Here is a 12729-nt window from a genome sequence, read left to right as displayed (position 1 = left end):
CATTGTCCATAAGCGGCACAAGGATTACCGCAGCACCGGCACCGCATCCTTGGCCTCGCCTTTGGCGGCGGCCACAAAGGCCCGGATCAACGCGATGTCCTTTTCGCCCGGCGCGCTTTCGACACCAGAAGACACATCCACCTGTCGCGCACCGGTCATCTGTACCGCTGTCGCCACATTGTCAGGGGTCAATCCACCCGCAAGCATCCACGGGCACGGCCAGTATTTGCGGTTCACCAGACGCCAATCAAACGACAACCCGTTTCCACCCGGCAAGGCCGCGCCCTTTGGCGGCTTGGCATCGACAAGCAATTGATCCGCAACGGCCCCATAGGACTGCAACTGCACCAGATCGGCTTCTTCCGCAATTCCGACGGCCTTCATCACCGGCAGCCCATAGCGTGCCCGAATTTCAGCAACGCGTTCAGGGCTTTCTTTACCGTGCAGCTGCAAAATATCGAGCGGCACGGTCGCGAGAAGATTATCGAGAAAGGCGTCTTCTGCATTCACAACCAACGCCACCTTGGCCAGACCCACTGGCGCCGCCAGCGCCAGCTCGCGCGCCAGCCCCAGCGACACATTGCGCGGTGATTTTTCGAAAAACACAAATCCGGCATAGGCCGCCCCTGCTTCAGCAACGGCTTCTACATGCTCCGGGCGTTTCAACCCGCAAATCTTGACACGAATATCCATGGGTCTTGGTCTCACAGCAAAAAGGCGGGTTGTAAACAGCCCGCCCCTTCTACTTTCAAAAAACTCTTGAGGTCAAAACCAGCGTCAGCTTGCTTCTTCCAGCAGAACAAGGACTTCATCCTTCTTCTCGTTTTGTTTGCCTTTCAGACGACGCACTTCGCGCTGTGTCTGCTTAAGCTCTTTTTGTGTTTTCGACTTTTCAGAGCGATGCTTGTGTTCACGCAGCCACTCCCAAACGAAGCCAATCAACAGACCCACGGCGATACTGCCAAGGATCACCACGAACAGCGGCAAAGTGATTGTGAAATTGAAGCCGAACAGGTCAGCAAGCGCGTCAGGCAGCAAAACAAGCTGAACTGCCGCAAGATTAGCGATGGCCACAGAGATCAGAATGATTCCGATCGCTCCGAGAAACGCGTACCGAATATACCGCATGGGTTACTTTCCGTTGAGACGATCACGCAACAACTTGCCGGTCTTGAAAAACGGGACATGTTTTTCCTCGACCTCAACCGATTCCCCGGTGCGCGGATTGCGTCCGACCCGAGCGTCACGCTTTTTGACCGAGAAGGCCCCAAAGCCACGCAGCTCGACCCGATCTCCACGGGACATCGCGTTGGTGATTTCGTCAAAGATCGTGTTAACGATCCGTTCCACATCCCGCTGGTAAAGGTGCGGGTTTTCATCTGCAATTTTCTGAATCAGTTCCGAACGGATCATGTTTGTTATCTCCCTGGGCGTGCATGTCTTCGCGTGCATCAAGGCAACTATAGGAACAAACCTCCAAAACGGAAACAAATTGCGGAAGGCAAAAGCCGAAATTCCGCTTTTCGATGCCAGATTTTAGGCGTATCGGCGAAACCCCGCCTTTCCACACGGCATCCACATGCCCAATCGCGCAACTTTTGCGCTGCAGCGAAGCTATTGATTCGGAATGAAAAAGCGATGCCCCTTGTGCACCGACGCTGTTCAGAACGCACCTTCACTCAGGAAAACCCACATCTTCAAAGGTCATTTTGACCCGGATTCCGACCTCTAAAACGAAAAACGGCCTCGCAATTTGCGAGGCCGTTTCTACAACCGACGAGGTCGGTTTATTCTTATTCGTCGCCAGTTTTCAGAGCGGCGCCGAGGATATCACCCAGCGATGCACCCGAGTCAGACGAACCGTACTGTTCTACGGCTTCTTTCTCTTCTGCGATCTCGCGAGCTTTGATCGACAGACCCAGACGACGTGTCTTGGAGTCAACGTTGGTGACGCGAACGTCTACTTTGTTGCCTACCGAGAAACGCTCTGGACGCTGCTCAGCACGGTCACGCGACAGGTCTGAACGACGGATGAACGATTTCATGCCTTCGTATTCGACTTCGATGCCGCCGTCTTCGATTGCAGTCACTTCAACAGTGATGATCGAACCGCGCTTCACGCCGCCAACAGCTTCTGCGAACTTGTCGCCACCGAGAGCTTTGATCGAGAGAGAGATACGCTCTTTGTCGACGTCGACTTCCGAAACAACAGCCTGGACGACGTCGCCCTTTTTGTAGCTTTGGATTGCGTCTTCGCCACGCTCGTCCCAAGAGATGTCCGACAGGTGAACCATGCCGTCGATGTCGTTGTCGAGGCCAATGAACAGACCGAATTCGGTGATGTTTTTGACTTCGCCTTCGACTTCTGTGCCCTCTGGGTGGGTCTCAGCAAAGACTTCCCATGGGTTGCGCATAGTCTGTTTGAGACCAAGCGACACACGACGTTTGGCCGAGTCGATTTCCAGAACCATGACTTCGACTTCTTGCGAAGTAGACACGATTTTGCCTGGGTGAACGTTTTTCTTTGTCCAAGACATTTCCGAAACGTGAACCAGACCTTCAACACCTGGCTCAAGCTCAACAAATGCACCGTAGTCGGTGATGTTGGTCACGCGGCCAGTGTGAACTGATTCCAGTGGGAATTTGGCAGCCACGAGATCCCAAGGATCGTCTTGCAGTTGCTTCATGCCCAGCGAGATGCGGTGGGTTTCTTTGTTGATCTTGATAACCTGAACGTTGACGGTTTCGCCAATCGACAGGATTTCAGATGGGTGGTTCACACGACGCCATGCCATGTCGGTGACGTGCAGCAGGCCGTCAACGCCGCCGAGGTCAACAAACGCACCGTATTCGGTGATGTTCTTGACGACGCCTTCCACAGCCTGACCTTCGGACAGGTTGCCGATGACTTCTGCGCGCTGTTCGGCACGCGATTCTTCGAGGATTGCGCGACGCGAAACAACGATGTTGCCACGACGGCGGTCCATTTTCAGAATTTGGAATGGCTGCTTCAGACCCATCAGAGGGCCAGCGTCGCGTACGGGACGTACGTCAACTTGCGAACCGGGCAAGAAGGCAACTGCGCCGCCGAGGTCGACAGTAAAGCCACCTTTGACGCGGCCGAAGATTGCGCCTTCGACGCGTGCATCGTCTGCGTATGCTTTTTCCAGGCGATCCCATGCTTCTTCGCGACGGGCCATCTCACGCGAGATAACGGCTTCGCCACGGGCGTTTTCAGCCGCGCGCAGGAAGACTTCTACTTCGTCGCCAACAGCGATTTCAGGAGCTTCACCAGGGTTTGCGAATTCTTTAAGATCAACGCGGCCTTCCATTTTGTAGCCTACGTCGATGATGGCTTGTCCCGCTTCAATTGCGATGACTTTGCCTTTAACGACAGTCCCCTCGTTTGGGGTGTCCATTTCGAAGCTTTCATTCAGAAGGGCTTCGAAGTCCTCCATAGATACGTTTTGAGCCATTTGGTCTCAGTTTCCTTTACTAACGTTTTTTCGGGCCGAGCGGTTGTCTCCGCCGGTCTTGGATAGCGCCTGCCTTGTGGCAGAACAAATTGGTCAGACGCACACATAAAACCCAAAACAAAGAGGGCCGGAGGTCCGACCCTGCTCGTCTGCTGTGATTCTATGGCGTTAATCGCCTTATCGACGGAGGCGCGTATAGACAATATTTCCCAACAACGCAAGGGACGAACAGCGTTTCGCTCAGGCGGCAAGCAGTTGGTGCGGCTCTGGTACAAACTGCGCCCCGCGTCCAATCCCAGCGCATTCCAATAGAATTTCTCCTTCTCGGCGAGACAAAGCATGCCGTGCTGTTGAGCCATAGTCAGACCAATTGTTTTTATGCTGGTCAAACCGCGCTGCAAGAGAGTCTCGAGCAGACTGCGTCAACGAGGCCAAAGCGCTATCTCCGGGAAACAGGCTTTCACACGGAAGATCATTTGCAAATATCACCTCATGTTGGGCGAACATCAGGTGGAAATAGGTAACACCATTGGCAATATCAGGCCCGGTGGCTTCACGTCTCGCCGAGAGACTTATCGCAGGCAGGAATACTTCAGGATTTTGAAAGTACAATTCGGCCTCCCATCCGCTAAACATCACGCGGTGTTGCGGCGATAGCCACAAATCAGCCGCAGGTACGCCGACCCCAAACAAATCCGCAGCTATACAAATTGGGCGGAACTCCGGATGTATCAACAATTCCTGAAAGGAGAATTCCCTCTGCGACATCCATAAAATTTCTTGGGATCCTCCATCCGCACACGTGACCAAATCGCCGACTTTTAGATTTTCAACAGGCGTATCGCCCGAGGGGGTCCGAATCCTTGCACCTTTGACAAAGCAGACAGGTACAACAACAGTGTCCGTAACCATTTCAAGATCATGAGCACCATTGGGAAAGTCGTCCATTGTGACTTCGGTGATGCCATTGGTCAAAAAGAACAATCTCTGTCCGGCCACTGTTGTGATCACCACAATAGGCTCACCTCGCAAGTCCAGACCATTCACGTTGCTCAATTTGTTGGTGAACGGCAGTGTTCCAGAAAAATTTACAGTAAAGCTCATCTCGACACCATTAACGATCACGGTGGTATCCGGATCTGTGTTGCCGCCATTCGGCTCCAGCAGAAGATTACCACTGGCTCCACTCGAGAACGTGATTTCAGTCGTCGGCGTGGTATTTGTGTTCTGTGCATTCAAAGCGGCATTGTTTGCAGTGTTACTGTCGCCACGTGCGAAGAATGATATGGTTGCCATCGAGCTTGCCTCTTGCCCTTTTGAGCGATCATCGCTTTAGCGATTGTTTCTATTTTGTTACAAGTCACTCAGCTTTTGACTGATTGTTGCCGCAAAATGTGGCGCAAATGAGGCGCAATAGATTTCCGTGAATTTCCCAAGCTTTTCTGAAGGCGCTAAAGCAGAAAGAGCGGGACCTAAGTTCCGCTCTCTGTTGGTTCCTTAAGGATTAAGCCTGATTTAGGCGACCTCGGTCACCATGGTTGATTTGCCTTTGCGCACTTTCTTCATTGGCAACAGCCAGTCAGCGTTATCCTGACGATAGCCAAGCGGCAAAAGCAAAACCGAGCCCAGACCTTTTTCTTTCAGCCCCAAAATCTCGTCGACTTTTGAAGGGTCAAACCCTTCCATCGGACAACAATCCACTTCCAGCTCGGCCGCTGCGGCCATCGCAAAGCCAAGCGCGATATAGGCCTGACGGGCGGCGTGGTCGTGATTGGTCTGTTGTTCACGAGGCAGGTAAGTGGCCTTCAGGTTCTCGTAATATTGGTTCAGCAGCGGAAGCTCACCACGTTCTTCTGTCATCTGCGATGTCACGGCATCAATGCGGTCAGCGGAATAGTTGTCCCACGCAGCAAACACCAACAGGTGCGATCCATCCGTGATCTGTGCCTGATCCCAGGCCACTTTGCGGATGTCGGCGCGCACCTCCGGGTTGGTCACGACGAACAGTTCAAAAGGTTGCGTGCCGCTCGACGTAGGGGCCATACGGATCGCTTCGACAATCTGATCGACCTTCTCTTGCGGAACCGCTTTTGCAGGGTCCATTTTTTTGGTGGCATACCGCCAGTTCAGTTTTTCGATCAATGTGCTCGCAGCCATGTGAAACGTCCTTTTGCCTCACCCGGAATGGGTGGTATATTTTCGATACTGACGATATAAGGGGCACCAGAGAGCCCCGCAAGAAGGCACATTCCTGAGCCCCGGTTACATGAAGGGAACCACCATGGCCCCAATCGCCCAATGTCCAGATTGTCGTCGCCTTAACGAAGTTCTGTCACGCGTCGGGGACCGCTGGAGTGTTTTGATCGTCGCATCGCTCAGCCAGTACGGGACGCTTCGGTTTAACGAATTGAAACGCAACCTCGGCATCTCCCAGCGGATGCTCAGCCTGACGTTGCGCGATCTGGAACGTGACGGGCTGGTAAGCCGCACCTACTATCCGACCATCCCCCCCAAGGTCGAGTATGCCCTGACCCCGCTGGGGGATTCGTTCAGGGAACCTGTAGAAGTGCTCGCGGTGTGGGGTCTGGAAAATCTGAAAGCCATCGACGCAGCGCGCGCACAGTACGATGACGCCGCCGAAAAAGACGTCAAAAGCGCCTGACCCTTATCGGGCAAGCTTTTCTTTAGAAAGCGTCGCGACCTCGGCCGCACTCAGCCGTGCAAGGGCCGCGGGAACACCACCCTCTTGCAGCCCTTTGCGCCAGATTTTGCGAACAGACCTTGCAGACCAAGGCAATGCGGCCTGTGCAAGCCAGCGCCGCAACTCTGGCGGCAAGGCATCAAATTCCCGCATGGGGTTTTGGCTTCGACGTCCGCTGAGCGCGGAGGACAGGTTGCGGGCGGATCTGCGTGGAGTTCGGGAAACAGTGTCTGACATGAAGAACAAGATCGATAGGGAACGGGCTGCGACTTATAAATGTTATTACATAACACCTGAAGCGAGAAAAAGCCCCGAATTGCCTCGTATCCCCAAAATTTAAGTCAAGTCTCGCGGCGCGCCTTTATCGCGGCAATCGCTTTGGCAACAGCGGCATCAATCGCCAGATCACTGGTATCAATCACAACAGCATCCGCCGCCGGTTTGAGAGGTGCTTCGGCACGCTCCATGTCACGCGCGTCCCGTTCTTTGACATCTGCCAGCACCTGCTCGCGGCTAATATCGATGTCCTTGTCCGACAACTCGAGATACCGGCGCTCTGCGCGGACCTCGGCGCTTGCGGTCACAAAGAGCTTGGCCTCGGCATTCGGGCAAATCACGGTTCCAATGTCACGACCGTCCAGCACCGCGCCACCTGACCGGCGGGCAAAGGCACGCTGGAAATCAATCAACGCGGCCCGAACCTCTGCAATCACGGCCACTTTGCTGGCCGCTTGAGCCACCTCTGGCGATCGCAGATTGTCTGCTTCGAGATCTTCCGCGACCAACGCTTTTGCGGCTTCAATCGGATCCGTTCCGTCCAACGTGCGTGCCCCAACCGCGCGATACAAAAGACCTGTATCCAGATGGGCAAACCCGAAATGCGATGCAACAGCTTTGGAGATTGTGCCTTTGCCGGCTGCGGCGGGCCCGTCAATTGCGATGGTAAAGCTCATCCTGTTTCCCTGCGCTGATGCTTGGTCGCTCTTCTATCACAGCCACAAAGACCCGTTTCAAGACCTAACGCAACAAACGTCGGCCCAATCGGAACATCGCTCCGGTCAGAAGCGCAACAAAGCACACAGTGTGGCCGATGGATTTGCTTAAGGTCAGAAAGCTGGCCACCTGAACCGTGGCCTCGTCGATCTCGTCGACTGGCGTGTGAAGCATGACGGAAATCAGGAAATTCTCGAAATAGTCCGAAGCCGTCGCCATCAACGCAACAACACCAAAGGCTGTCGACCAAGGCTGTCGTATGACCAATTGCAACCCTAGGATAAGGGACAAGCCCAGCAGCGCAGGATAGACCAGATCAAGCTTCAACTGTGTGCCGAGATAGAAGGACCGCCCTTCCGCCGTCAACGCCTGTAAAAAGGACCGCGCCTCGTCCAGACCATAGCCCATCGGGCGCATGTCAAACGGAACCTGCCCCCCCGCCTCATAAGCGACGAACGGGATGGACCAGAAGACCATCAACAAATAGAGACCCATTGCGCAGGTCAAACTAATCCAGAAAGCGCGCTGCATATCCCCCTCCCCGACAGAGAGAGGCCGCCCTAAGGCTTTGTCTTTCCGCCGGTAGCACCGACCGTTCGGACAATCATGACCAACAAAAGCCCAAAAGCAACAAAAAGGGTAACATATTTCGACATTGTGTAAGCGCTTGCCAAGGCGACGAGGTCTCTTTCAAGCGCGTCAGGCCCGCTTCTGACCATCTCTGCGATCAACGCATTCTCGCAAAGGTCCATCACCGTAAAGCTGGCGGGCGCAATCAACAGGATCAGCCGCGACCAGGGATGCAGGTTTCGGGTCACCCCCCAAAGACACATCCCGATCCACAATCCCATCAACAGCGGAAAGATCGTATCCATCTTTCGCAACGTGCCCACATAGAGGGCCGCCTGTTCCGGGGTCAGCAACGACAAATAGGCGCGGGCATCGAAATAGGTATACCCAAGCACCCTCAGATCAAACGGGGGCAGATGGTCCGGCCCCAAAACCAAATGCCACACACCCGTCGCCACCAATGATGAATACATCACCAGTGTGACGGCGCTGAGTGCGATAAGGGCTTTGGTGTATGTGCTCAAATGGTGAGTCTTTCGATCTTTGCACCAAGCGCTTCCATCAAAGGTTCAAAAACCGGGAATGAAGTTGCGATTGGCCCACCATCGTCGACACTTACAGGGGCGTTGGTGGCCATACCCATGACCATAAAGGACATGGCAATCCGGTGATCCAGATGGCTTTCGCAGGTACCGCCGCCGGCGACATTGCCGTGGCCGCGACCATGCACGATCCACCAATCTTCACCCTCGTCAACTTCGACGCCATTCAAACGAAGTCCGGTGGCCATTGCATCTATCCGATCGGATTCTTTTACGCGCAGCTCTTTCACGCCCTTCATGACGGTATCGCCCTGCGCAAAACACGCAACGACGGACAGAACGGGATATTCATCGATCATGCTGGCGGCACGGGCCGGATCGACCTCGATGCCTTTCAGATCAGGAGAGAAACGCGCGCGCAGGTCCGCAACGGGTTCGCCGCCTTCTTCGCGCTCGTTTTCATAAACCAGATCGGCGCCCATCTCTCGCAGCGTGGTGAACAATCCGGCGCGCGTCGGGTTCAGACCGATATTGGGCACCAAGACATCCGAACCAGGTGTAATAATCGCGGCGCATACAGGAAATGCTGCGGATGACGGATCGCGCGGAACGGTGATTGTCTGGGGCTTTAGCTCGGGCTGTCCGGTCAAGGTGATCACGCGCCCTTCATCGGTGGTCTCAACCGAAACCTCGGCACCAAATCCGGTCAACATGCGCTCGGTATGGTCACGGGTCGCTTCTTTCTCGATGACCACTGTTTGGCCCGGGGCATTCAATCCCGCCAAAAGCACGGCAGATTTCACTTGGGCCGAAGGCATCGGTACATTGTAGCGCACAGGCACGGGATCGGATGCGCCAACAATGGTCATCGGCAAGCGACCTCCAGACCGGCCCACCGATTGCGCGCCGAACAGGGCAATGGGGTCTGTGACACGCGCCATCGGACGTTTGTTCAAAGATGCATCACCGGTAAAGGTGACCGTAATTCCGGATGTCGCCATCGCGCCCATGATCAACCGAACACCGGTGCCAGAGTTGCCACAATCGATAACACCATCGGGTTCGGCAAATCCGCCAACACCAACGCCCTGCACCGACCATTCGCCGTCGCCATGGTTGGTAACTTCTGCGCCAAAGGCCTGCATCGCCTTGGCGGTGTCCAGAACATCTTCGCCTTCAAGCAGACCAAAGATGCGGGTCTCGCCCACTGCCATCGCCCCAAGGATCAACGAACGGTGCGAAATCGACTTGTCGCCCGGGACGTTGGCTTCGCCTGTGAGGGGGCCGCAAGCGCGGGATGTCATGGGAATAGGGGTGCCGTGACCGGACATGCGCGTTTCCTTCAATCGTGTGTTGATTTTCTGTTAGCGCACACAGGCCGTACCGTCCATGCGCGATTTGCCACTTCTTTCGGCCGTCCCCGATCCTTCTGGGGATCGGCATCGCCCCGCACTCGGGCCGACAACATGGGCCAAATTACGTTTTGCGAAACGTCAGATAGTGAGGCGTGCGTCCTTCGCGAAAAGCTTTTTGTTCATAGCGGGTCGAAATCCAGTCGCCCCAGGGCTCGCGCCAGTCCGAAGGGCCTTCGGCCAACCATTCAAAGCCGGCTGAGGGCACCTGCTCAAGGGTTTGGCGCACATAATCGGGTATGTCCGTGGCGACACGGAAAATGGCGCCCGGCTTGAGCACACGCGACAAGGGTTCGAGATGTTCCGGTGTAACGAAGCGACGCCGGTGATGGCGCTTTTTGGGCCACGGATCAGGATAGAGCAAAAACGCCCGCGAGATGCTTTGCTCGGGAAGGACGTCAAACATATCGCGCGCATCGCCCGGATGAACCCGAATATTGCCTGCCTTGGCCTCGCGAATTTTCCCGAGAAGCATCGCGACACCGTTGATATAAGGCTCGCACCCGATGATACCGACGTCAGGGTTGTTCACGGCCTGATGCACCATATGCTCGCCGCCACCAAAGCCGATTTCAAGCCAGACATCCCGATCCCCAAACAGGGCGCTGAGGTCGATATTCTCGCGGTCGGGGTTTTCATCCCAGCCCACTTTGCCTGGCGCAAGCTTGGCCAGATCTTCATCCAGCCATGCCTCTTGGGACTTTCTCAAGCCCTTGCCTTTGAAACGGCCATAAAAGTTGCGCCATGGGGCGCCCGAAGGATGTTGAGAGTCGCTCATCGTTCCGCCAGTTCTGATTTAAGGGCCATGTGCCCTGTCAGGAGGCCAGCGTCAAGTTTTCCCGAAAATCGCCTTAAGTGCCAAAATGCCCGGCAAGGTCACAATATACATGGTTATCCCGTATACAGCAGCTGGAACAGCAAACTCTGGAATGCCGCCCTGCCCCGCGATCAGACCCGCAACCGTGATGCCCAAAGCCGCGTTTTGAACGCCCATTTCGATCGAGATACAAATCCCGTCAGGGCCCTTCAGCCCAACCGCCCGAGAGATCAGAACCCCTGCGATCAGCAACACCAGATTGATCCCGATCAGCACCGGTCCAAGATATCCGACGTTTGCGGTAAACATATCCCAGTTGGTCGCCAAAGCCGCCACAAGGATGATCACAAACAAAACAACAGCAATGCCGGAAACGGCACCTTCTGTCCTTTGTGCAAAATCAGGCGCTACAAAGCGGACAAGCAAACCGATCAGGGCCGGCGCAGCGGTGATTGCAAACATCGATACACCGATTGATGTCACGTTGACCTCAATTGCAGCGTCTCCAAGAAAGGTCGAAGCTGCCCAGCTGGCCAAAACAGGCACCGTCACAACAGACAACAGGCTGACCACCGCCGTCAGGGTGATCGACAAGGCAACGGTTCCCCCCGCGATCTTGGTCAGGATGTTCGATGTCACGCCGCCGGGACAAAAAGCAAGGATCATCACGCCAAACTCCAGGGCTGGCGGCAGATCAACGATCATCAAAGCAATATAGGCGACAACCGGAACCGCTACGATTTGCAGGAATACACCGGTCAACGCGGCCCTTGGCATGCTCAGGACACGGCCAAAATCGGAAAATGTCAGGCCATAGCCCAGCGAAAACATGATGAATGCCAACGACAGTGGCAATGCAACATCCAGCAACATGCAAGAATTCCTTTTCTCTTTGTCGCGCAGACCGTGCCACAGAAATGCAAAAAGGCCAAAGTGTTCCGCTACGGAAGACTTTGGCCTTTTCAGAAGTTTCGAATCTGGCGTTAGATGGCTTTCTTGAGATCCTCGACCAGATCGGTGCGTTCCCAGCTAAAGCCGCCATCGGCCTCCGGATCCCGCCCGAAATGGCCATAAGCCGCGGTGCGCTGATAAATCGGCTTGTTCAGGCCCAGCTTTTCGCGAATGCCGCGCGGCGTCAGGCTCATGACACTGCGCACTGCTTTTTCAATCTCTGTGGGGTGAACCTCACCTGTCCCGAAGGTATCCGCATAAACCGACAGCGGCTCACTGACACCAATCGCATAGCTCAGCTGAATGGTGCAGCGTTCGGCCATGCCAGCGGCGACCACGTTCTTGGCCAGATACCGTGCGGCATAGGCTGCGGACCGGTCCACTTTGGTCGGATCTTTGCCCGAGAACGCACCGCCACCATGGGGCGCTGCGCCGCCATAGGTGTCGACAATGATTTTACGCCCGGTCAGACCTGCGTCCCCGTCAGGGCCGCCGATAACAAACTTGCCCGTTGGGTTAACATGCCAGTTGGTTTCGTCTGTAATCCACCCGTCCGGCAGGCTTTCGCGAATGTACGGCTCGACTATCGCGCGAATGTCGTCAGACGTCAGCGCCTCATCAAGGTGCTGGGTCGACAGAACGACCGAGCTTACACCAACGGGTTTACCGCCTTCATAGATTACCGAAAGCTGCGATTTCGCATCGGGGCCCAGCGCCGGTTCGGCACCTGATTTACGCACTTCGGCCAAACGACGCAGGATAGCATGGCTGTACTGGATCGGGGCCGGCATAAGCGCGTCTGTTTCGGTCGTTGCGTACCCGAACATGATGCCCTGATCGCCTGCGCCTTCATCCTTGTCACCAGCGGCATCCACACCCTGTGCGATATGCGCAGACTGGCCATGTAACAGGTTCGTCACTTCCACAGTCTCGTGATGGAATTTTTCCTGCTCGTACCCGATATCTTTGATACAGGCCCGCGCGATTTCATCCACTCTGCCGAGGTATTCCGCCAGCTTTGCCTGATCCGAAAGGCCGACTTCGCCGCCGATCACAACCCGGTTGGTTGTGGCGAATGTTTCGCACGCGACGCGCGCTTCGGGTTCTTCGTTTTTTTTCAAGCAGAAGACGGCATACGAGATGCGGTCGCACACTTTATCCGGGTGGCCTTCGGAAACCGACTCGGACGTGAAAGTATAGTTCTGTCTGCTCATGAAATGCTCCACTGGGTATTGATCGTCACGCCAGGAAGCCGTTGTGACGACAG

The 12729-nt window shown here is 55.2% G+C and carries 15 protein-coding genes and 1 riboswitch; of the genes, 1 reads left to right on the top strand and 14 read right to left on the bottom strand.

The window, feature by feature from the left end:
* Nucleotides 1–24: 24 nt before the first annotated feature.
* The 6 genes from PH7735_RS03810 to PH7735_RS03785 all read right to left on the bottom strand — a co-directional run bounded on the left by PH7735_RS03810 (nucleotide 25) and on the right by PH7735_RS03785 (nucleotide 5633).
* Nucleotides 25–693 carry a phosphoribosylanthranilate isomerase gene (locus PH7735_RS03810; RefSeq protein WP_058309972.1) on the bottom strand — a complete coding sequence of 223 codons (669 nt, stop codon included), beginning with the start codon at nucleotides 691–693 and terminating at the stop codon, nucleotides 25–27.
* An 84-nt stretch (nucleotides 694–777) separates the two neighbouring features.
* A complete protein-coding gene (locus PH7735_RS03805; protein ID WP_058309971.1) occupies nucleotides 778–1128 on the bottom strand; it encodes a lipopolysaccharide assembly protein LapA domain-containing protein in 351 nt (116 codons plus the stop codon).
* Between the two features lie 3 nt (nucleotides 1129–1131).
* A complete protein-coding gene (ihfB, locus tag PH7735_RS03800; protein ID WP_058309970.1) occupies nucleotides 1132–1413 on the bottom strand; it encodes an integration host factor subunit beta in 282 nt (93 codons plus the stop codon).
* A 380-nt stretch (nucleotides 1414–1793) separates the two neighbouring features.
* Nucleotides 1794–3476: a 30S ribosomal protein S1 gene (gene rpsA, locus PH7735_RS03795; protein ID WP_058309969.1), complete on the bottom strand. Its 1683-nt coding sequence runs from the start codon at nucleotides 3474–3476 to the stop codon at nucleotides 1794–1796.
* Between the two features lie 240 nt (nucleotides 3477–3716).
* Complete coding sequence (locus PH7735_RS03790; RefSeq protein ID WP_058309968.1) at nucleotides 3717–4772, bottom strand: Hint domain-containing protein; 1056 nt, start codon at nucleotides 4770–4772, stop codon at nucleotides 3717–3719.
* Nucleotides 4773–4991: 219 nt separating this feature from the next.
* Nucleotides 4992–5633 carry an NAD(P)H-dependent oxidoreductase gene (locus tag PH7735_RS03785; RefSeq protein ID WP_058309967.1) on the bottom strand — a complete coding sequence of 214 codons (642 nt, stop codon included), beginning with the start codon at nucleotides 5631–5633 and terminating at the stop codon, nucleotides 4992–4994.
* A gap of 124 nt (nucleotides 5634–5757) precedes the next feature.
* On the opposite strand from PH7735_RS03785, the gene PH7735_RS03780 reads away from it, so the two are divergent.
* Entirely contained in the window at nucleotides 5758–6138 is a 381-nt protein-coding gene (locus PH7735_RS03780) for a winged helix-turn-helix transcriptional regulator (RefSeq protein ID WP_058311135.1), read from the top strand.
* A 3-nt stretch (nucleotides 6139–6141) separates the two neighbouring features.
* Here the strand turns inward: PH7735_RS03780 and PH7735_RS03775 are convergent, their stop codons facing one another.
* The 8 genes from PH7735_RS03775 to metK form a co-directional block, all read right to left on the bottom strand.
* Nucleotides 6142–6414, bottom strand: a complete 273-nt coding sequence (locus PH7735_RS03775) for a DUF6525 family protein (protein WP_058309966.1) — start codon at nucleotides 6412–6414, stop codon at nucleotides 6142–6144.
* Nucleotides 6415–6518: 104 nt separating this feature from the next.
* Nucleotides 6519–7130 (bottom strand): (d)CMP kinase, encoded by a 612-nt coding sequence (locus PH7735_RS03770; protein WP_058309965.1) that lies wholly within the window; start codon nucleotides 7128–7130, stop codon nucleotides 6519–6521.
* Nucleotides 7131–7194: 64 nt separating this feature from the next.
* Nucleotides 7195–7701, bottom strand: a complete 507-nt coding sequence (locus PH7735_RS03765) for a hypothetical protein (protein ID WP_058309964.1) — start codon at nucleotides 7699–7701, stop codon at nucleotides 7195–7197.
* 29 nt (nucleotides 7702–7730) lie between these two features.
* The gene (locus PH7735_RS03760) at nucleotides 7731–8264 is read right to left on the bottom strand and encodes a hypothetical protein (RefSeq protein WP_058309963.1); all 534 of its coding nucleotides are present in this window, start codon (nucleotides 8262–8264) and stop codon (nucleotides 7731–7733) included.
* Entirely contained in the window at nucleotides 8261–9613 is a 1353-nt protein-coding gene (gene aroA, locus PH7735_RS03755) for a 3-phosphoshikimate 1-carboxyvinyltransferase (protein WP_058309962.1), read from the bottom strand. Before aroA ends, PH7735_RS03760 begins: the two co-directional genes overlap by 4 nt.
* A gap of 145 nt (nucleotides 9614–9758) precedes the next feature.
* Nucleotides 9759–10472 carry a tRNA (guanine(46)-N(7))-methyltransferase TrmB gene (gene trmB / locus PH7735_RS03750; RefSeq protein ID WP_058309961.1) on the bottom strand — a complete coding sequence of 238 codons (714 nt, stop codon included), beginning with the start codon at nucleotides 10470–10472 and terminating at the stop codon, nucleotides 9759–9761.
* 51 nt (nucleotides 10473–10523) lie between these two features.
* Nucleotides 10524–11384, bottom strand: coding sequence for a bile acid:sodium symporter family protein (locus PH7735_RS03745; protein WP_058309960.1), 861 nt, complete (start codon nucleotides 11382–11384; stop codon nucleotides 10524–10526).
* A gap of 110 nt (nucleotides 11385–11494) precedes the next feature.
* Complete coding sequence (metK, locus tag PH7735_RS21260) at nucleotides 11495–12676, bottom strand: methionine adenosyltransferase (RefSeq protein WP_058309959.1); 1182 nt, start codon at nucleotides 12674–12676, stop codon at nucleotides 11495–11497.
* A 4-nt stretch (nucleotides 12677–12680) separates the two neighbouring features.
* A riboswitch (SAM-SAH riboswitch) is annotated at nucleotides 12681–12729 on the bottom strand.

This window comes from Shimia thalassica (assembly GCF_001458215.1).
Classification (GTDB): domain Bacteria; phylum Pseudomonadota; class Alphaproteobacteria; order Rhodobacterales; family Rhodobacteraceae; genus Shimia; species Shimia thalassica.
The sequence above is the reverse complement of the archived record's forward strand: the minus strand, read 5'-3'. Positions and strand labels throughout refer to the sequence as shown.

Excerpts from the sequence above, each read along its gene's own strand:
- PH7735_RS03810 (WP_058309972.1), bottom strand. The coding sequence starts at position 693 with ATGGATATTCGTGTCAAGATTTGCGGGTTGAAACGCCCGGAGCATGTA.
- PH7735_RS03805 (WP_058309971.1), bottom strand. The coding sequence starts at position 1,128 with ATGCGGTATATTCGGTACGCGTTTCTCGGAGCGATCGGAATCATTCTG.
- ihfB (WP_058309970.1), bottom strand. The coding sequence starts at position 1,413 with ATGATCCGTTCGGAACTGATTCAGAAAATTGCAGATGAAAACCCGCAC.
- rpsA (WP_058309969.1), bottom strand. The coding sequence starts at position 3,476 with ATGGCTCAAAACGTATCTATGGAGGACTTCGAAGCCCTTCTGAATGAA.
- PH7735_RS03790 (WP_058309968.1), bottom strand. The coding sequence starts at position 4,772 with ATGGCAACCATATCATTCTTCGCACGTGGCGACAGTAACACTGCAAAC.
- PH7735_RS03785 (WP_058309967.1), bottom strand. The coding sequence starts at position 5,633 with ATGGCTGCGAGCACATTGATCGAAAAACTGAACTGGCGGTATGCCACC.
- PH7735_RS03780 (WP_058311135.1), top strand. The coding sequence starts at position 5,758 with ATGGCCCCAATCGCCCAATGTCCAGATTGTCGTCGCCTTAACGAAGTT.
- PH7735_RS03775 (WP_058309966.1), bottom strand. The coding sequence starts at position 6,414 with ATGTCAGACACTGTTTCCCGAACTCCACGCAGATCCGCCCGCAACCTG.
- PH7735_RS03770 (WP_058309965.1), bottom strand. The coding sequence starts at position 7,130 with ATGAGCTTTACCATCGCAATTGACGGGCCCGCCGCAGCCGGCAAAGGC.
- PH7735_RS03765 (WP_058309964.1), bottom strand. The coding sequence starts at position 7,701 with ATGCAGCGCGCTTTCTGGATTAGTTTGACCTGCGCAATGGGTCTCTAT.
- aroA (WP_058309962.1), bottom strand. The coding sequence starts at position 9,613 with ATGTCCGGTCACGGCACCCCTATTCCCATGACATCCCGCGCTTGCGGC.
- trmB (WP_058309961.1), bottom strand. The coding sequence starts at position 10,472 with ATGAGCGACTCTCAACATCCTTCGGGCGCCCCATGGCGCAACTTTTAT.
- PH7735_RS03745 (WP_058309960.1), bottom strand. The coding sequence starts at position 11,384 with ATGTTGCTGGATGTTGCATTGCCACTGTCGTTGGCATTCATCATGTTT.
- metK (WP_058309959.1), bottom strand. The coding sequence starts at position 12,676 with ATGAGCAGACAGAACTATACTTTCACGTCCGAGTCGGTTTCCGAAGGC.